17 protein-coding genes are annotated in these 19,172 nt (G+C 71.7%); 12 read left to right on the forward strand and 5 right to left on the reverse strand.

Features of this window, described 5'->3' with window-relative positions:
• The first annotated feature begins 34 nt into the window (after positions 1–34).
• Positions 35–1,204, forward strand: coding sequence for an acyltransferase family protein (locus AB0H61_RS14780; RefSeq protein ID WP_357303767.1), 1,170 nt, complete (start codon positions 35–37; stop codon positions 1,202–1,204).
• 15 nt (positions 1,205–1,219) lie between these two features.
• On the opposite strand, the gene AB0H61_RS14785 is transcribed toward AB0H61_RS14780, so the two are convergent.
• The 5 genes from AB0H61_RS14785 to AB0H61_RS14805 all read right to left on the reverse strand — a co-directional run bounded on the left by AB0H61_RS14785 (position 1,220) and on the right by AB0H61_RS14805 (position 6,398).
• Positions 1,220–1,906, reverse strand: coding sequence for a sigma-70 family RNA polymerase sigma factor (locus AB0H61_RS14785; RefSeq protein ID WP_357303770.1), 687 nt, complete (start codon positions 1,904–1,906; stop codon positions 1,220–1,222).
• A 238-nt stretch (positions 1,907–2,144) separates the two neighbouring features.
• Positions 2,145–2,732 carry a hypothetical protein gene (locus AB0H61_RS14790; protein WP_357303773.1) on the reverse strand — a complete coding sequence of 196 codons (588 nt, stop codon included), beginning with the start codon at positions 2,730–2,732 and terminating at the stop codon, positions 2,145–2,147.
• Positions 2,733–2,812: 80 nt separating this feature from the next.
• Positions 2,813–3,484: a YcnI family protein gene (locus tag AB0H61_RS14795; protein WP_357303775.1), complete on the reverse strand. Its 672-nt coding sequence runs from the start codon at positions 3,482–3,484 to the stop codon at positions 2,813–2,815.
• 110 nt (positions 3,485–3,594) lie between these two features.
• Positions 3,595–5,778, reverse strand: coding sequence for a cation-translocating P-type ATPase (locus AB0H61_RS14800; RefSeq protein ID WP_357303778.1), 2,184 nt, complete (start codon positions 5,776–5,778; stop codon positions 3,595–3,597).
• Positions 5,775–6,398 (reverse strand): zf-HC2 domain-containing protein, encoded by a 624-nt coding sequence (locus AB0H61_RS14805; RefSeq protein ID WP_357303781.1) that lies wholly within the window; start codon positions 6,396–6,398, stop codon positions 5,775–5,777. Before AB0H61_RS14805 ends, AB0H61_RS14800 begins: the two co-directional genes overlap by 4 nt.
• Here AB0H61_RS14805 and AB0H61_RS14810 point away from each other — a divergent pair.
• The 11 genes from AB0H61_RS14810 (at position 6,397) to AB0H61_RS14860 (ending at position 19,171) form a co-directional block, all read left to right on the forward strand.
• Complete coding sequence (locus tag AB0H61_RS14810) at positions 6,397–7,401, forward strand: hypothetical protein (RefSeq protein WP_357303784.1); 1,005 nt, start codon at positions 6,397–6,399, stop codon at positions 7,399–7,401. The two genes, AB0H61_RS14805 and AB0H61_RS14810, sit on opposite strands and share 2 nt — an antisense overlap.
• A 57-nt stretch (positions 7,402–7,458) precedes the next feature.
• Positions 7,459–8,538 carry an ABC transporter substrate-binding protein gene (locus AB0H61_RS14815; protein WP_357303787.1) on the forward strand — a complete coding sequence of 360 codons (1,080 nt, stop codon included), beginning with the start codon at positions 7,459–7,461 and terminating at the stop codon, positions 8,536–8,538.
• 49 nt (positions 8,539–8,587) lie between these two features.
• Entirely contained in the window at positions 8,588–9,592 is a 1,005-nt protein-coding gene (locus tag AB0H61_RS14820; RefSeq protein WP_357303789.1) for an iron ABC transporter permease, read from the forward strand.
• Positions 9,589–10,416: an ABC transporter ATP-binding protein gene (locus tag AB0H61_RS14825; RefSeq protein ID WP_357303792.1), complete on the forward strand. Its 828-nt coding sequence runs from the start codon at positions 9,589–9,591 to the stop codon at positions 10,414–10,416. The genes AB0H61_RS14820 and AB0H61_RS14825 overlap by 4 nt, the downstream gene beginning before the upstream one ends.
• 109 nt (positions 10,417–10,525) lie before the next feature.
• Complete coding sequence (locus tag AB0H61_RS14830; protein ID WP_357303795.1) at positions 10,526–11,416, forward strand: glycosyltransferase family 2 protein; 891 nt, start codon at positions 10,526–10,528, stop codon at positions 11,414–11,416.
• A gap of 150 nt (positions 11,417–11,566) precedes the next feature.
• On the forward strand, positions 11,567–13,798 hold the full coding sequence (locus tag AB0H61_RS14835) for a glycosyltransferase (protein ID WP_357303797.1): 2,232 nt from the start codon (positions 11,567–11,569) through the stop codon (positions 13,796–13,798).
• 5 nt (positions 13,799–13,803) lie between these two features.
• Entirely contained in the window at positions 13,804–15,945 is a 2,142-nt protein-coding gene (locus AB0H61_RS14840) for a hypothetical protein (RefSeq protein ID WP_357303800.1), read from the forward strand.
• A gap of 4 nt (positions 15,946–15,949) precedes the next feature.
• The gene (locus AB0H61_RS14845) at positions 15,950–16,168 is read left to right on the forward strand and encodes a hypothetical protein (RefSeq protein WP_357303803.1); all 219 of its coding nucleotides are present in this window, start codon (positions 15,950–15,952) and stop codon (positions 16,166–16,168) included.
• Complete coding sequence (locus AB0H61_RS14850) at positions 16,165–16,992, forward strand: glycoside hydrolase family 16 protein (RefSeq protein ID WP_357303805.1); 828 nt, start codon at positions 16,165–16,167, stop codon at positions 16,990–16,992. Before AB0H61_RS14845 ends, AB0H61_RS14850 begins: the two co-directional genes overlap by 4 nt.
• Complete coding sequence (locus AB0H61_RS14855; protein WP_357303808.1) at positions 16,992–18,470, forward strand: methyltransferase domain-containing protein; 1,479 nt, start codon at positions 16,992–16,994, stop codon at positions 18,468–18,470. The genes AB0H61_RS14850 and AB0H61_RS14855 overlap by 1 nt, the downstream gene beginning before the upstream one ends.
• A gap of 59 nt (positions 18,471–18,529) precedes the next feature.
• A complete protein-coding gene (locus tag AB0H61_RS14860; RefSeq protein WP_357303810.1) occupies positions 18,530–19,171 on the forward strand; it encodes an MspA family porin in 642 nt (213 codons plus the stop codon).
• Position 19,172: the final 1 nt, after the last annotated feature.

A 19,172-nucleotide genomic window follows, 5' to 3' on the forward strand; every position in this document is an offset into this window, starting at 1 on the left:
AACCATCCGAGGGCCGCGGCCGACTACTTCCGTCATGAGTACTGCTGCGGGGAGGCGCGAAACGTCCGCCAGGATGGCCTGGGTCGACACCACGCGGGCGGTGCTGATGTTGCTGGGCGTGCCCTTCCACGCGGCCTTCGTCTACCGTGGTCTGCCCTGGTACGGGCCGGATTCGGCGGGGCCGGTGGCCGGTGCGGTCGCGGGATTCGTGCACACCTTCCGGATGCCCGCGTTCTTCGCCGTCGCCGGGTACTTCGCGATGCGGGCGGTGGCGCGGAAAGCGGTGGGGCAGTGGACTGGTGAACGGGCGCAGCGGCTACTCGTGCCGTTCGCCATCGGTGTGCTGGTGCTGGGGCCGGTCCAGCTGTGGCTGGTCGCTCGGACCACCGGACCGGCCGGGGAGACCTTCGGCTGGTGGGTGGGTCTGCTGAGGCAGCCATCCTTGCTGGTGTTCCAGTTCTGGTTCCTGACCGTGCTGTTCCTCTATGGCCTGCTGCTGGCGCTCGGCGTGTCGCGGTTCGGTACCGACCGGGTGTGGGCGGCGTTGGGCCGTGTGGGGTCCTGGACGGGTGCAAGCCGGTGGCGGGTCGCGTTCGTCGCGGGTGTGGCGGGGTGCGTGGTGACGTCCGGGTGGGCAGCGACCGTGCTCGCCGGGATCGATACGGTGTTCGGCCTGCTCGATGTGCGGCAGGCGGCCATCCACGCACCGTCGTTCCTGCTCGGTGCCGTGGTCGCCACGCGGCCGGACCTGCTCGACCGGGTGACCTGCTGCTCGGCGCCCGCCGCGATCGCATGGTGCGTCGCGGCCGGTGCGCTCGCGGCGCTGGAACCGGTGGCCGCCGTGCCCGCGCGGCTGCTGTATCACGCTGCGGTGCCCGTCGTGGGTGCGGGCATGACGATGGTGCTGCTGACGGTGATCCGCCGCCTGCTGCCCGGCCCGAGCCGGGTGACCGGCTACCTGGCCGCGGCCGCGATGACCGTCTATGTCTTCCACAATGTCCTGCTGCTCGGGCTCGCGACCGTCCTGCTGCCGGTCGACTGGCCCGTCTCGGTCGAATACGCCGTGTTGGTCGGCGGGGCGGTTGCGGGTGCGCTGGTGATCCACGAGGTCTTGGTGCGGCTGCCGGGACTGGCGACGCTGTTCCTCGGGCAGCGGCCCGGTCGTCGTGCCCGGCCCGAGGCGGTGGGGGCGGGGCACGACTGAACGGTCAGGGCCGCATCACTGTGCGCGCGCCGTCACCGTGGTGGCGACCGGCGCCTGCTGCGCGCGCAGCGGGAGCACGGTGACCGTGGCCGATTCGGCTTCGATGCTCTGCCAGAGTTCGAGCATCGTTTCCCTGGCCCTGGCCACCCGGGAGCGGATCGTGCCGACCGGACAGTCCGCGGCCGCGGCGGCTTCGGCGTAGCTGAGTCCCAGGATCTGGGTCAGTACGAACGCCTCGCGGCGATCGTCGGGTAGGTGTCGCAGCATGTCGGCGACGACCATCTCCTCGCCGACCTCCCCGGCGCGGCGATCACGCCGCTGGTCCAGCGCCGCCTCCCAGTCGGCGCCGGGTGCGGTCTTCGGCCGGGCCGACGCGGTACGCAGCCGGTCGATGACTGCTCGCCGCGCGATCGACAGCAGCCAGGTGCGGGCGCTGGAGCGGCCCGCGAAACGCGGGAGGCTGCCCAATGCCCGCAGATAGGTTTCCTGGGTCAAATCGTCGGCGGACTGCACATCGGTGAGATGGGCGATGAACCGCCACACATCCGGCTGGGTACGGCGGATGAATTCGGACAGGGCGTTTCGGTCACCCGCACCGGCCGCCAGCGCGAGGGCCGTGAGTTCGTCGTCCGGGTTGGTTGGCGGCGAATCGATGGAAGTGGGCGTACCACGTCGGCGCAGCACGGAACTATGCAGTTTCATATCGGATCTTTGTTCGGGATACGCAGCCAGTCCCTGCCCAGGAGATAAACAGCCGGACCGGCGGTCTGCTGCGTGGGAAGCGGATGCTGTCCCACTGAGCTGCCGGACCGGCACGGTTGCGAACGCACGCCGGTGAGGGTGCGTGCGGTGGTTTATGAGCTGGGTGGTAAGTGCGCACGACGGCACCCGCCCCGGCACAGAGCCGGGCGCCACGGCCGGAGCGGCCGTGACCACGGATTCAGGATGCGAGGGCGGATTCGGGGACGCGGAACAAAACCGAAGGCGGTCCCCGGCGTACCTGGCAGTGCCGCAACGGATCCTGCGGACCGTGTGCCCGGGTTGTCTCGGTCCGCACGGGAACGCCGTCGCCGCCGTGGCCGGGCAGTAGCAGCCGCAGCAACGGGCGCACCCAGGCGACGAGGGCACGGACCAGCGCGAACGCGGTCCGCTCGCCCCACCACAGCCACAGGCCACAAGCGACGGCGGCCAGAACGTGCGCGGCGAGCATGGCGCCGGGACCGGTCGGGCGCAGGTCCTCGGCGGCATGCGCCGCGTGCCCCGAGGCGGGATCGATCGAGAACCACAGGTGCAGCAAGGCCTGTCCAGCGGCGAGCCCGCAGACGATGGTCATCGGGCCGCGCTGGCGTCCGGTGATCAGCCACGCGCACGCGGCGACGAAAGTGACCGCGAGCGCGAGCGTGGACGGCGACGACGCCCGGCCCGAGGTGTATCCGTGCCCGAGCGCCGAGAGCAGCACACAGAGCACCGCGAAGACCGACGACCGCACGACCCGTGCGGGTGCGGTGGGGGCGGCGCGATCGATCATGGCGGGTACATCATCGCATCCGTGGTCAGCCGTCGGTTGTCAGGCCGAGAAGTAGTGTCGCGCGGGTCGATCCGGGTGTGTCAGTGCGTGCGGGAGCGCAGAGCCACACCTGCCGCCGTCAGCAGGCCGAGCGCACCCACCACGATGCCGATGACGCCCAGCCAGCGGGCGGTGGTGTCGTCGGCCTTGGGTGCCGAGGCGGTCAGATCGGGGATGTCGCCGTGACCGTTCGCGGTGGCGCCGCCACCATTGCGCAACGAGAGGGTGGGCGCGGGGAACTCGGGTACCTGGTCCCCCGACGCCGGGTTCTGATCCCACCGGACCACGGCGCCGTCGGCGTAGGTCTGCACCGCGGGGATGACCAGTTGGTCGGTATCGGGCAGGCCGTTGGCGAGCACGGAGAATTCGCCGTACTGTCCGGCTCCGATGCCGGTCCCCGGTTCGGCGGTCCAGGAGACCTCGGTGGCCTGCCCGTCGGACTGCCGGGTGACCTGGGCGCGCCAACCGGTGACGGTTTCGGTGTCCACGGCGGTGACCCCGGGTATGCGCACCGTGAGCCCGACCGTGGGGCTCTGGGTGGCCGATTCGTTGGGGACCCGGAAACTCAGCACGGCCGATCCGCCACGGGTGGCGTCGGGGCCGGACATGGTCACGTGGGCCGCGGCGGGAACGGCGGGCAGCGCCGTGAATGCCATGGCGGCGGCGCAGGCGGTCAGGCGCCGCAGCGCGGTACGGGACGGGACGAACGGCATCGCGGAGTCCTCCTCGGGCGGGGGTGTCGACGACGGAACGTGCCGCGAACTCTAGGTGCCGATGCGCCGAGTGCGGCGGATCCGCGCACGGCGCGTCACGAATCCGATGCTCAGGGCCAGCTGTTATCCGGTGGCCGGTACCGGCGCAACCGCAGGCTGTGCGTGACGAGGAAGATCGACGAGCAGGCCATTGCGGCTGCCGCGACCAGCGGTGACAGGGCAACCGCGGCGAGCGGGACGATGATCAGGTTGTAGCCCAACGCCCAGCGTAGCCCGGTGCGGATGGTGGCGACGGTGGCGTCGGCGAGGCCGATCGCGGCGGGGATGCGGGTGAGATCGTGCGCGGGGACCACCAGGTCGGCGATCGCGGCGGCTTCGTCGGTTCCGTCATCGAGGGTGACGCCGAGGTCGGCGGCGGCAAGGGCGGGACGGTCGTTGCTGCCGTCGCCGACCACGACGACCTGTCGACCTGTCGCCTGCAGCCTGCGGACGATCTCGGCCTTGTCCTCGGGCATCACCTCGGCGACGACGTCATCGATGCCGGTTCGGTCGGCGACGGCCTGCGCGCTGTAGGGGTTGTCGCCGGTGAGCAGCAGTGGGCGCAGGCCGAGCCGCCGCAGCGCGGCCACCGCGGGGGCGGCGCTGGGCCGGATTCGTTCCGCGACGGCGACGATGGCCACCGCGCGGTCGCCCACTCCGACGAAAACCACACTGTGCCCGTCCTGTTCCTGCGAGCGCTGCTCGTCCCCGAGCGTGCCGCTGACGGTGAAACCTTGCGTGCGCAGCCAGCGCGCCCGGCCGACCGCCACCCGCTGCCCGGCCACGCTGCCCAGCACGCCGAGGCCCGGGCGCTCGACAATCTGTTCGGCGCGGGGCAGCGTGAGCCCCGCGGTGCGGCAGCCGGTGGTGAGGGCGGTGGCGATCGGGTGCGACGAGGCCGCTTCCACGGCGGCGGCGAGCCGCAGGACGTCGGCGTGTCCCATCCCTGGGCCGGTGACGATCGCGGTGGTCTCGGGTATGCGTTCGGTGAGGGTGCCGGTCTTGTCGAATACCACCACCGCGCCGCTGTCGGCTATATCGGCCCGCTCCAGCACGCGATGCCCCTCGAGGAGCACCCCGAGCTGGGCGGCGCGGGCGGTGGCTGCCTGCAGGGCGATGGGGGTGGCCAGGCCGAGCGCGCACGGGCAGGCCGCCAGCAGCACCGCCAGCCCGGGGGCGACCGCAGCGGGCCACGGTGCGCCGGCTAGCAGCCAACCCAGCACGGTGATCCCGGCGGTGATCAGGACAGCGGGGACGAAGATCCCGGCGACCCGGTCCGCGAGCTGCTGGAAGTCGCTGCGGTAGGTCAGGGTGCCCTGGCGTGATGTCGCGCCCACGTCGGTGGCTACTTCGACGACGATCGTCCCGTCGACCAAGACACCGCCCGTGGTCACGGCGTCACCGGCGCCGACCGCGAGCCGGCTCGGCGTTCCGGTGAGTGCGCTCGAATCCACCCTGCCCGCACCCTCGAGTACCAGGCCGTCGGCGGCGACCGCGTCACCGGGCCCGATCAGCAGGCGATCACCGGACCGCAGCAAGCGTGCGGGAATATCGGTGGGCTCTGTCCCGCGCAGGACTGTCGCCCGCCGGGCCGTGCGCTCGGTGAGATCACGATGCGCCACCGCGGCGCGCTGTTCGGCCCGGCGTTCGAGATGCCGTCCGGTCAGCGCGATCGCGGTCACCCCCGCCACCACCACCGGGTGCCCGGCCCCTGTGACGCCCGCACACACCACGGCCGTGGCGTAACCGAGGGTGCCGAGAAGTCCCAGGCTGGTCAGTGTGTCCATGGTCGTCCGGCGGCGGCGTGCGGCCCGCCAGGCGGCCGCGTGGATCGGTGCCGCCGCGCCGAGCACGGCTGTCGCGCCGAGGATCAGGATCAGCCAAGGCCGGAGCGGGACCGGGAGCAGTGTGCTGGTTTCCGGCAGGGCGGCGATCCCGAGGGTCGACGCGGCGGCCATGGCGGCGGTCACCGCGCGGGCGCCGAGCCGGACGGGTGGCCGGACACCGACCGGAGCCACCGTCGCGGGTGTCGCGGTGTATCCGGCGGCCTCGACGGCGTGGCAGAAGTCCTCCGCCCGGTGCGTGACCGGTGCGTCGATCTCCGCGATGCCTGTGAGAAGGTTCACCTCCGCATGAGTACCTGCGCGCCGTTCGAGCGCGCGGCGCACCCGGTCGGCGCAGGCAGCGCAGGTCATTCCGTCGACGCGCAGCCTGACACGCGCCCGGAGACCGGTGCCGGGTTCGGTGGCGGTCATCGAGGGAGTTCCGGCTCGCTGCCCGAGATCAGCCGCAGCCGGGATCGGCCGGGAACGACTCCGGGCGGCAGCTCGATCGGCAGCGCGCCCGCGTCCGCGCCGGATTCCGGGGCCTGGCGGCGCCACCGGGTCGCGACAACCGACGCGGCGATCGTGGCGCAACAGGTGAGCACGATTGTCCAAGCAGGCCAGCCGATCCCGAGCGTCAGCAGCACTGCCTCCACCACCAGCGCGAGCCGGACGAGATTCGCGCCCGCACCGTGTCCGGTGAGCCGAGCCCGGACGGAATACGGGATCGTGTGGATGCCGGTGGGTTCGGGCAGTTCCGGTGCGGTGGCCGGTGGCTGAGGTGGCACCGGCAGCAGGGTGGCGAGCCGGTGCCAGGACCGGCAGGCCGGGCAGGCGTCGAGATGTTCGGCCAGGCGTAGCGCCGGAACCGTCATCTGCTCGGCATCGACCAGTGCCGATATCGCTTCCCGAGCTGTTTCGCACCGCATACCTGAGTGGTCGGGTGCGATTGCCCGGTGGTTCCCGGCAGTGCCGGACGGGCTCGGGCAGGACTGTCGATGCGGCGGCGGGGAGTTGAGCGCGGCCGGGACGGCCGCCATGCTGTCGGGCATGAGGTCGAGGCTGGTTCCGCTGCGGTGGCGTGTGCTGTTGGCCGTCGCGTCCGTGCTCGGGGGGCTGGCGGCCTGCCCGGTGCAGGCGCGGGCCGAGGCCCCGTGCTGGGCACTGCAGGACCCGGCCCTGGCCGACGGGCGTCGCGAACTCGCGCCCGGCGAGCAGGCGAACGGTTCGATCGAGATCGTCAACGCCTGTGCTCGTCCGGTCACGGTCCGGTTGCACGTCGGTGGCCTGGTGACCAGCGGTGACGGCACCCTCGCCTGGTCGCCGTCACCACCGGCCGGGGTGACTCTCACGCCTGCCGTCCCCGAGGTGACCGTCGCGCCGGTGGCCTCGCAGTGGGTGCCGCTGACGGTGTCCGTGCCCGCCGACGCGACTCCGGGTGACTACCCGTTCGCGCTCGGCGCGGCCGGTATCCGGCCCGACGGTGTGCCGCCGTCGGGCGTCGACTGGTGGCGGCCCGCGCCGTTGCGGGTGTCGGGACCGCTGCTGGCCGCGATCGACATCACCGCGGTCACCGCCACCTACCGGGAATCGCTGAACCCGTTCCGCCCCGGCACCGCGCGGGTGGGCTTCACCGTGGTCAACACCGGCACAGTGACGGTGACCGGCCGCGTCGTGGCGGGTCTGACCGGCCTCTACAGCCGGCGGGTGCTGCCCGACCCGGCCGTGCTGCCGACGGTGGTGCTGCTGCCGGGCGCGTCCTACACCGGCGCTATCGAGCTGCCCGCGGTCTGGCCGGGAGTGCGCTTCGACGCCCAGGCAGGGTTCCTGCCAACGAATGTCGGCGGCACCCCGGTGACGTTCACCGAACCCGGTGTGGTGCGCGCCGAAACCCTGTGGGCCCCACCGTTCGCCCAGCTCGTGCTGGCGGTGCTCATAGGCACCGCGTGGTTCGTCGCCGCGCTGTCTCGCCGCAACCGGCACCTGCGCCGCGCTCGCGGCGCAGGTGTGACCGGGACCACGGGAACCGCAGGGGCCTCGCCGCCGACTACCTGATGCGGACGGACCGTATCGGGTTCGTCGTCCGGCGAGCGCAGAGGACGAGTACGCGGCGTGAAGAGACGAAGCCTTTCCCGGCTGGCGCTGTGCGGCCTGTTGGCCGCGGGCACCGGACTGGTCGGTGCCTGCGGGTCCCCGACGGCCGGTGACCAGGCGCAACCGGGCTCGGGTCCGGTGGCGGGTTTCCCGGTCACCGTCGACAATTGCGGTTACCAGCAGACCTTCGACCGTCCGCCGTCGCGGGTGCTGATCCTGCAGGGCGCCTCGGTTGGTGAGGTGGAGACGTTCGTCTCGCTCGGCCTGCAGGACCGGATCGTGGCCAACACCCAGTACTACGGGATCTCCGACATCCCCGGCATGGCCGAACAGGTCGCCGCCGTGCCGAAGGGGGACCTCACGCTCAATGCCGCCGCGGATGTGCCCGCCGAGCAGGCGCTGGCGATGCGTCCGGACCTGGTCGTCTCGACATGGTCGGGCGGCTTCGATCCCAAATACGGGTTCGCCAGCCGAGAGATGTTGCACCAGGCCGGAATCCGTACCCTGGTCAACCCGGTGAACTGCGCCTACGGCAAACCGAGGGACGTGACCCCGGCCGAGCAGCAGACCTACCGGTCGGGCTCCACCGACTCCTCGCTGGCCTTCGTCGACTTGATCGGCAAGGTGTTCGGAGTGCCGGAGCGGGCGACGGAGCTGACCGGCCAGTTGCGCGGGCGGATCGATGCCGTGCGGACGAAAGTGGCGGGCCGAGAACCGAAGCGGATGCTCATCGCCTTTCCGGACATGAGCGTGATGAACGCCAACGGGCTGCCCGCGGTGTTCTCCGGCACCATCTACGACTCGGTGGTCCGCGCCGCCGGGGGCGAACCGAGCTTCCCGGACGGTGGCTGGGACCTGACCGGCAACCTCAGCGCCGAACAGCTGGCCGCCGCGCGGGTGGATGTGCTGGTGGTCGGCGCCTACCGGCCGGGGGAGGACCTCGACGCCGAGGCCGCGAAACTGTTCGCCGCCTACCCGCAGTGGAACGCGTCCAAAACCAAGACCTATGTGAAGGTGTCCGATGGTATCTACCTCGGGCCTGCGAACGCGGATGCGATCGAGAAGATCGCCCGCGTCGCCCACCCCGGCGCCTTCTGACGGCCAGCGCACCGGGTGGGCCGGATCCGGCCGATTCGGTACCGGATTCGTGCTCACGGCAGGTGCGCTGGCACTGGTGGCGGCGTGCGTGCTCGCGATCTCGTCAGGTTCGGTCACGGTGCCGCTCGGCCAGGTGTGGACCACCCTGCGGTACCACGTGCTGGGCAGCGGCGCCGCTCCGAACGCGCTCGACGGCATGATCGTGTGGCAGTTGCGGGTGCCACGGGTGCTGGCCGCCGCCGTCGTCGGCGCGTCGCTGGCGGTGGCGGGCGCGGTCCTGCAGGGGATGGTGCGCAACCCGCTGGCCGATCCGTTCGTGCTGGGTGTGTCTTCGGGTGCGGCACTGGCCGCCGTGGCGGTGATGTCGTCGGCGTCGGCGCTGTGGCTGCGCAATGTCGGTGTGCCGGTGGCCGGTTTTGCCGGGGCGATGATCGCGCTGGTGCTGGTGCTGCTCTTCGCCCACCAGCACGGCCAGTTCACCGGTCCGCGCATCGTATTGGCGGGTGTCGGGGTCGGGCAGGTCGCCGCCGCCGCGACCAGCCTGATCCAGCTGCGGTCCGAGCCCGCCGAGATCCGGGGCATCCTGTTCTGGATGATGGGCAGCGTCGCGGGCGCCGAGTTGGGCGCCCTGGCATTGCCCGCCGCCCTGGCCGCGGGCTGCCTGTTCTGGCTCATGGTGCAGGGTCGCGGCCTCAACGCGCTGTCGATGGGCGACGACGACGCTGTGGCGCTCGGCATCGACGTGAACCGGCTGCGGGTGCAGCTGATCGTCATCGTGGCGGTACTGACCGGGCTCTCGGTCGCCATCGCGGGCGGCGTGGGGTTTGTCGGGCTGATGATCCCGCATGTGGTGCGCACCGTGACCGGCGCGGACTACCGGCGGCTACTGCCCGCCGCGGCTCTCTTCGGCGCCGCGTTCCTGGTGCTGATCGACCTGGCGGCCCGGGCCATCGATGTGCCCAACGAGTACCCGCTGACCATATTCACCGCCGCGCTGGGCGGTCCCTTCTTTCTGTGGTTGCTCAAGCGCAGCCGGTCCGGGGGTGCGGTATGACCGGGGCGTCGGTGCGGGCCGACGGTCTGCGCGTCGAGTTCGGCGGGACGACGATCATCGACGGCGTCGACTTCACCGCAGCGCCGGGCGAGATCACCGCCCTGGTCGGGCCCAACGGCTCGGGCAAGTCCACCCTGCTGCGTACGATCTACCGGGCCTGCAGGCCGAGCGCCGGTGCCGCGCATATCGACGGCCACGACGTGTGGCGGACCCCGGCCAGGCAGATGGCCCGTATCCGCGCCGTGGTCACCCAGCATCAAGGCGCCACCGCCGATTTCACGGTGGGGGAGATCGTGGCCATGGGCCGGTCTCCGCACAAGCGGTACCTGCAACCGGATTCCCGCCGCGACACCGAGATCGTGCTCGCCGCGATGCGCCGGGTCGGGGTGGATGACTTCGCCGATCGCCCGTTCACCGAACTGTCCGGCGGCGAGCGTCAGCGGGTACTGCTGGCGCGGGCACTTGCGCAGCAGGCGCCGGTCATCCTGCTCGACGAGCCGACCAATCATCTCGACATCCACGCCCAGTTGGCGCTGCTGGAACTGCTGCGCGAACTGGAGGCCACCATCGTGCTGGCCATTCACGATCTGAGTCACGCGCTCACCTACGCCGACCGGGTCGTCGTGGTGCGCGACGGCCGGATCGTGGCGGCGGGCGAACCGGCCGCGACGCTCACGCCTGCACTGCTGCTCGACGTGTTCGGGGTGGTCGCCCAGGTGGTCGACAACCCTGTTACGGGACTGCCGTGCCTGCTCACCGGACTGCCCCCGGCCAGCCGGAAGGCCGGTGCGGGCACGGGATTCGCGGCCGACCGGCTGGGGTGACGCAGGGCACGTCCGGCCGGGCGGTTCGCGGGAACCGTCTGGGACCGGCGTCCGACTTGTCTGGTGAGTCGGTGCGAGGGAGCCGACCCGGAGTCGAGAGAGAAATCCGATGGCGAATGACGGCCACTGGTACCGCGGGCACAACCGCGGCAGGAGGCCGGGCGAGACCGACCGCTCGGCAGATCCCGACGGCCCGCGGATCTCGGTGGTGATCCCGGTCCTCAACGAGGAACGCAATCTGCGTGAGGTGCTGCCGACGATTCCCGACGCCTACGAGGTGATCGTGGTCGACGGCGGCTCGACGGACCGGTCGATGGCGGTGGTCGCCGAACTGCGACCGGACGCGATCCGGTTGCGCCAGACTCGCTGGGGCAAGGGCAATGCGCTGGGCTGCGGGTTCGCCGCGGCCACCGGCGACGTGATCGTGATGTTCGACGCCGACGGTTCGGCCGATGCCCGTGAGATCGATGCGTTCGTGGCCACGCTGCTGGCCGGCGCCGATTTCGCCAAGGGCACCCGGTTCGCCCCTGGCGGCGGCAGTGTGGACATCACCGCGCTGCGCCGCGCGGGTAACACCGGCCTGACCCGGCTCACCAACCGGCTCTTCGGCATGCACTTCACCGATCTGTGCTACGGCTACAACGCCTTCTGGCGCGATGTGCTCCCGCTGCTCGGCCTGCCCGATCACCGTCCGGAGGACGGGAATCCGCGCTGGGGTGACGGATTCGAGATCGAGACCGTCATCACCTGCCGTGCCGCCGCCGCGGGGCTGGTGATCCGCGAGGTGCCCAGCCACGAGAAGCACCGGCTGCACGGACCGAGCAATCTCCATGCCTGGCGGGACGGTCGGCGGGTGCTGCGCACCCTGGTGCAGGAGTGGCGCGACCGGGATCGCAGTGTCCGGCTGTCCCCGGCGGCAACGCATTTCGCGCCGCGCCGCGTCGATCCCGGCTGTTCGGTGGTCGAGCTTCGGTCGCCGGTCGCCGGGGACGCCGAGTGAGCGAGCGGAGTGAGCGAGTCGTGTACCGGTGCGCGTCGCGCATGCCGGTGTCGAGCGTCGGCGAGGTGCGGGCATGAGCGAGCGGAGTGAGCGAGTCATGTGCCAGTGCGCGTCGCGCATGCCGGAGTCGAGCGCCGGCGAGGCGCAGGCATGAGCGGTCGGCAGCGCCCGGTGGCGGTGGTGATCTGCTGCTACACCGAGCGGCGATGGGACCTGCTGTCGGCCTGTGTGACCGAGGTATGCGCCCAGGCTCGCCCGGCCGGGGCGCCGGTGATCCTCGTGGTCGATCACAATCCAGCGCTGGCGATCCGGGCCACCGCGGCTTTTCCCGGCGTGCTCGTCGTCGAGAACCGTTATGCGCAAGGACTTTCCGGTGCCCGCAACACCGGTGTCGATGCAGCGGACGGCGCGGAGGCCGTGTTGTTCGTCGACGACGACGCGGTGCCCCGCCCGGGATGGCTGGCCGGGCTGTCTGCGGCATTCGACGATCCGGAGCTGCTGGCCGTCGGCGGTGAGGTCCTCCCGGTATGGCCCGGTGACGGCACCCGCCCGGCCTGGCTACCCCCCGAATTCGACTGGACCGTGGGCTGTGACTACGCGGGCATGGCGCCCCTCGGCTCCGAGATCCGCAATCCGATCGGCGCGAACATGGCGCTGCGCCGGGACGCGGTCGTCGCGGTCGGCGGCTTCCGTTCGGTGCTCGGCCGCCGGGGGACCACCCCGAGTGGCTGCGAGGAGACCGACCTGGCGATCCGGTTGCGTGCGGCGAATCCGGGCGGCGGTATCCGGCGGATTCCCGGCGCCGCGGTCGACCATCACGTGGCCGCTGATCGTTGCACGGGCCGCTACCTGGTGCGGCGCTGTCTCGCCGAAGGTGGGTCCAAGGCCACCCTGATGCGGCTCGAAGGCGCCTCCGGCGCGTTGTCCGCCGAAGCCGACCACGCCCTGGTGGCGATCCCGCGGGCGGTCGCCGGACAGGCGCTGGCCTTCGCACGGGGCGATCGCGCCGCGGCGGCCCGGATCTGGTGGACGGTGCTCGGGCTGATCGCGGCCGTGACGGGCTGGGCCCGCGGCCTGCTGCTGCGAGACGGTGAGTTCAGCGCGGATCCGGTCGCGGCGCAGGCCGTTTCGGCGCCGGTGTGGTGTGTGGACGTCACGCACGGGCCGTCCGTGGTCGCGCCGGGCAATGTGCCCGACCGGGTCCACGCACTGGTCCGGGCGGACGGTCGTCCGTTCGGCCAGATCGAGGTGATCCCAGAACCGGACGGCGACCTGCCCGCCCAGGTACTGGCGGCCGCACGCCGCTTCCACGCCGAGCGAACCGAGCCCGGGGATCCGGCGCCGGACTGGCCGGTGGGGAACACGACGGTGTCGGTGGTGGTGTGCACGCTCGGCCGCGCGGACACCCTGCCGACCGCGGTCCGCGCGGTCCTGCACGGACAGGCCCGCCCCGCGCACGAAGTGATCGTCGTCGACAACGACCCGGCCTCCGGGGCCACTCGCCGCGCGCTGGCCGGCTTCGACGACCCCCGGCTGCGGATCGTCGCCGAGGCGCGCCGTGGCGTGTCCTGGGCCCGCAACACCGGTCTCGATGTCGCGGTCGGCGATGTCGTCGCCTTCACCGACGACGACGTCGAGGTCGAACCCGACTGGCTGCTACGGCTCGCGGCGGTCTTCGACGCCGATCCCGCATGTGAGATCGCCTGTGTCACCGGGCTCGTCGTGCCCGCCGACCTCGGTTTGCCCGTCCACCTGTGGTTCGAGCAGAGCAGCGGATTCGAGCGCGGCTACCGGCCGATGGTGTGGGAGCCGGGTGCGGGCAGCACGCTGCTCGACCGGTTGCGCGAGCACGAGCCGCTGGCCGTGCGCGGGCGGCGCGGGCCCGCGTTCCCCATCGCAGGCAGTGAATTCGGCTCCGGCAACAATATGGCGCTGCGGCGGGAAACACTGTGCGGCCTCGGCGGTTTCGACACCGCGCTCGGCACCGGCGCCCCGGCCCGCGGCGGAGAGGACCTCGACATCTTCCGCCGAGTAGTGCTGGCCGAGTACGCCGTGGTCTATCAGCCCGCGGCGGTCGTGCGCCATCACCACCGGGCCACCGTCGCCCAGCTGCGCAAGCAGATGTACGACTACGGGGTCGGGATGTGCGCCAATGTCGTCCGTCACGCCACCCGCGGTCCGCGGGAATTGGCGCAGACGGTGCGGGTGCTGCCCGGCGGGGTCCGCATGCTGCTGGACCCGGGGTCGGACAAGAACTGCGGCAAGACCGCCGAGTACCCGGCCTCGCTCACCTGGATCGAACTGGCCGGATACGCCGCAGGGCCGGTGCATCTCGCGCGCAGTGTCCGCCGGGCTCGCAGGATCGGGGCACCGCGCCGGTGACCACGATGACCCTCGAACCACCCACCACCGCCCCGCCGGGCCGGTCCACACCGGTACTGCCCAGCTGGGTCGTGACCGGCGCTGCCGGTGCCGCGCTGGCGGCCACCGGGGCGGCGGCCGTCGATGCGGGCGGACCGGTGCGCCTGGCACTCGCCTTGGTCCTGATGTCGACGGCGCCCGGGCTGCCGCTGCTCGCGCTGCTCGGTCTGCCCAGCCGGGCGGTGACCATCATGCTCGGCATCAGCGCGTCCTGGGCGGTGTGGCTGCTGACTTCGCTGGCCCAGGTCACCCTTCGCTGGTGGGCGCCGGTCCCGGTCGCCGCGGCGGTGACCGCGGTGACGGTGGCCGCGGCTGCCTGGTACATACGGTCCGGCCGCGGCACGCCCGTGTGGCCGGGGCGCAGGCCGCGGCCGCGCGGCTGGGATCGATGGCGCACCGCCGCCGTGATCGCCCTGGTCGTCGCCGCCGCGCTGGGTTGGTGGGAGACACGGGTCATCGACCTCGACGCCGCCGGGCCGGACGGCCTGATCGCCGTGGCAGGCTGGCGGTTGTTCCTCGCGCTCGGCCTGGTCGCGCTGGCATTCGGTATCGCGGTCGGGCGGCGCAGGCTCGACCAGCCGGTCGCCGCGGGCGCGGTGGCGGTGCTGGTGTGCCTGCTGTATCAATTGGTCAGCGTCGCCGACGGCAGCCCGGTGGTGGGCACCGGGTTCGTGCATGTCGGCTTCATCGACTACATCGGCACCGCGCACCGGCTGCCACCGAGCCTGGACGCGCGGTTCAGCTGGTCCGGATTCTTCGACGCCGCCGCGGTCCTGGTACACCTGGCCGGACTCGACGATGCCGCGCCGCTGCTGCTGTGGGCGCCTGCGATCCTGACCGCGTTCGCCGCACTGCCCGTGTTCACCATCGCCACCCTCATCACCGGCAACCGGCGCACGGCCTGGATCGCCATGGCGATCTACGTGTGCGGCAACTGGTTCCAGCAGGACTACTTCGCGCCACAGGCGGTGGCGTTCGTGATGCACTGCAGTGTCGTCGCCACGTTGCTGTGGCTGCTGCGATCGGCGCCGCTGCCGCCGCTGGAAGGCTCACTCGCCCAGCGGCTCTCGGCGATGGTCATCCGGGTTCCCGGACTGCCTGCGACGATCGGGCGCACCCGGGCACTGCTGCTGGAACTGGTGTTGTTCGGCATCCTCGCCGCGACGGTGGTCAGCCACCAGCTCACGCCGGTGCTGTCGATCGTCTCGCTGACCCTGCTCGCGGCGGTCGGATCGCTCCGGCAGCGGGCACTGCCGATCGCCGTCGGCATCGTGTTCCTGGCGTGGCTGAGCTATGGCGCGCCGGACTACTGGACCGGACACCTGCACGTCATCCTCGGCGACTTCGGCAAGGTCGGCGCCTCCCTGCAGACCGGCCTCGGCGACCGCTTCTCCGGCGCGGAGCAATACCAGAACATGCAGCTGGTCCGCATCGCGTGGAGCGGTGGGCTGGCGGTACTGGCGGGGATCGGCTGGCTGCTGTACCGGCGCAGGCGCGCGGCGCTCGCGGTCGGTGTGCTGCTGGCCGCGCCGTTCTCGCTGGTGGTCGGCCAGAGCTACGGCGGTGAGATCGTGCTGCGCTGCTTCTTCTACGCGCTGCCGATCATGGCGCCACTGGCCGCGCTCACCCTGGTCCGGGCCTACCGGCTGCTGCCGCGAAGGCTGCCACGCGGTGCCGCGGTAATCGCGCTCGCGGGCGCGGTGTGGGCGGGTGCGCTGCTCGGTGTCACCACCCGCGGACTCAATACCGCCTTCGAACGCAACCCGGCCGACCTGGTGGCCGCCGCCCGCTCACTGCTGGACAGCGTGCCCGACGGCACCAGCCTGCTGCCGTCGAACGGGGAAGGGGTGATGAAGATGTCGCGCCTGACCACGGTCGTCTGGCCCGAAGGCGGGCTGTGCTCGGTGTGGACCGTCGAATGCGTCGAGGCCTTCGACGCCGACTACATCCTGCTCAGCACCAGCCAGCAGTCGGCGCTCGAACTGCAGTGGGGCGCACCGCACGGCTGGCTCTACGGCTTCGGCGACCAGCTCGTCGCCCAGGGCCGCTACCACGTCGTCGAACGGACCCCGCACGCCATGGTGCTGGCACGCGCAGAAAGGAATTGACCCGATGCTGTGGGACTTCGTGACCGGCCCCGCCGGCGCGGTCATGTTTGCCATCGCCCTGGCCCTGCTGGGGTGCTCGACGGTGCTGCGGGAGCGGTCGGTGCCGCGCACCGGCAGCACGGACCGGCTGCTCACCTCGCGGCCGGTACTGCACGGGCTGGTGTTCGCCGCGATCGTGCTCGGTCTCGGCGCCACCGCGATCCGGATGGGGGTGCTCACGTGAAGCGGCTGCCTCGGGCACTTCGATGGCTCGCGGTGGTCGCCTCGATCGCTGTCTCGGTCACCCTGGGCCTGGTCCTCGTCCGGGTGACCGGCTCGGCCGGTGACACCGGCAGCCCCTCCGGTGTCGCAGCCCCGCGCGGCGACCTGCCCGGCTGGCGTCAGGTGTTCATCGATGAGTTCACCGGAAACGAGCTGGCGCAGGCGGATTGGGGCCGGTACAGCGGGGTGCCCGGCGGCGACCCGGACAGCTTCTGGCTGCCGAACCACGCGCTGGTGCGCGACGGCATGCTCGTGCTCGCCGGCTACCAGGAATTCGGCCGCATGGTGACCGGCGGTGTCGGTATGTGGCCGCATGCCCAGCGTTACGGCAAGTGGGAGGTCCGGGTCCGGGCCGACGCGGCCGACGAGATCACCTACCACCTGCTGCTGTGGCCGCAGAACGAGGTATGGCCACCGGAGATCGACTTCGCCGAGAGCTTCGGGGGTGACCGCGGCTATGTAGACGCCTTCCTGCACTGGGCCGATGGGCAGGGCCGCGCGCAGAAGACCAAGCAGGTCCTCGACGGCGACTTCACCGAATGGCACACCCTGGGGGTCGAATGGCTACCGGGCGTCATTCGCTACACGGTCGACGGCCGCGTGTGGGCCACCGAGGAAGGCGACCGGGTTCCGTCGGTGCCGATGTGGCTCGGTATCCAGGCCCAGGCGGGCGGCTGCCGCAAGGCGGTCACCGACGGCGCCCCGCCGTGCCCGTGGGTCGGCACTCCCGCGCGCACCGAGGTCCAGGTGGACTGGGTGAGCGTGTACGCACCGGAGGGACAGTGATGCGGGCCGCGACGATCGAGGCACTGGTGTGCCCCTACACCGGCGGGCCGTTGCGGCTGGCCGAGGGCGCGATCGGTGACGGCGACCGGATCGAGTTCGGGCTCGTGCGGTCGGAGAGTTTCGATTTCCCCATCGTCGGCGGCGTGCTGCTGCTCGGCTTGGGCAAGGGCTACGGCGGTCACGAGGAGGGCTTGGCCCCGTACGTGCCGATCCAGGCCGCCGCGATCGAGCACCTCGGGCGCGGTGACGTGGAGGGGCTGCTGCGCTGGCTGCGCAGGCACGCGCCCTTGGTGCACCGGCTGATGATCGACGGTTACGCCGACTACGCGGAGTTCGCCCTCGACCTGCACACCCGGGGCCTGCGGCTGGAATCGGCGGCGCTGGCCGCCGACGCCGACTACGGGGTGCTCGGCGACGTGGGCGTGCGCCGCAGGCTCCGGCAGCTGCTGCCGGACCCCGCGGCCGCCTGGGCGCACCGGCGGGTGGCCGGTGTACGGGCTTGGCGGTCGAGCGCCCGCGCCGCACGCCACCCGGAGGCGGTGCTGGACAGCAGTTTCTACGCCCAGCGCTTCTACTCGCCCCGCGCCGCGGCGACCGCGTTGCAGGTGGCGCACCTGCCGATCGGTGACCGAGTGCTGTCGTTGTGCGGCGGGCACGGGATGTTCGAGAACATCCTCGAACAGAGCGGGCGGCTGCCCGGCCAGCTGGTCTGCGTCGACGGACAGCTGGTCAACCTGCTCGCGGTGAGCCGGTTCGTGACGCCGGAGGCGGACCCGATCTGCCTGGACGTCCAGCTGACCCTGCCGTTCCGCGACGGCTGGTTCGACGGTGTGTTCTCCTCGACCTGCCTGCCCGAGATCCCCGCCCAGGCTCACTTCCTGCGCGAGGCGATCCGGGTGACCGGAACGCACGGCTGGACGCTGTTCGACTCGCTGTGGGCGCTCGACAGCGGAGTCCTGCGCTGCGACCCATACCGGTCGTACCGGTACCTGCAGAACTTCCTGCCCGACACCGCTTCCTACCGGGCGTTGCTGACCCGGTGCGCCGGTACGCGCGCGGTCGCCTACTCCGTGTCGGGGGCACCCGCGGAGCAGCTGCGCGGCGCCCGGTGGGCGGTCGGGGAGGACGAGATCGACGCCGAACTGGCCGATCCCGCCGACACCGAACTCAACGCGCTGGTGGTCGACCGGGCCGGGTTCGGTGGTTTCGTCACCGCCGACCACAGCTGGATGCCCGATCGGCTGGTGCCGAGCCCCGCCTACCGGCCCGGCGACCACGGCCAGCTGCGGCGTCGCGACGTATTCGCCGAGCTGTCACCGGTTTTCGCGTCCCTGGACTTCCCCGGCCTGCCCGCGCAGGCGGAACTGCCAGGGGCCGGACCGGTGGCGCGGTGGGCCGAGCTGTATGCCGCCGGTGTCATGGCGGCCCTGCCACGGCGGTACCGCACCGCCGATTCCGGACTCCTCGCACCGGCCTGACCGGACCCGAGAACCTGCCGGGACCTAACCCGGTAGCGACAGAAAGAGATGAGGGAACAATGAAGTCACGCACTCCGTCCTCGCCGGTCCGCCGGGGGCGGCTGGCCGTCGTCGGCATCGCCGCGGCTGTCGCGGTCTCCTTCGGCGCGGGCACCGCGTCCGCCGCGGTGGACAGCACGTCGGTCGTGGTCGACGCCAAACAGCGCACCATCAGCGCGATTCTGTCCGACACCGTGGTCCGCGGCCTGGCCCCGCTGGACCGCAACCCGCTGACCCGCCAATGGACCCACGACGGCGTCGCCGAGTTCACCGTCATCGGCGACAAGGCCGAGGAGTTCACCGGCACTATCAAGATCGGCTACCTGGTCGGCTACCCGGCCACTTTCGGCGGCAAGATCAAGGTCAGCTATAGCACCCCGTCGTTCGGCTTCAACGTCGACTCCGGCGTGTCCAGCCTCGGCTTCAACGGCAGCCTCATCCCGTCGCTCACCGCCGAGATGGAGGTCGGGTTCGGTCCCGGCGTGAAGCAGGTCGAGGCCGCGTCCGGCAAGATCAGCGGCGCCACCGGCAAGATCAGCATCGTCAACGTGCTCGGCACGGTGACCGGGGTGGTCGGACCAGCCAGCATCCAGCCCTACGTCACCGTGGTCAGCGACTCCGGCGACACCGTCACCACCTTCGGTCGGGTCTGGGACGTCTGAG

This window comes from Nocardia sp. NPDC050710 (assembly GCF_040654375.1).
Taxonomy (GTDB): domain Bacteria; phylum Actinomycetota; class Actinomycetes; order Mycobacteriales; family Mycobacteriaceae; genus Nocardia.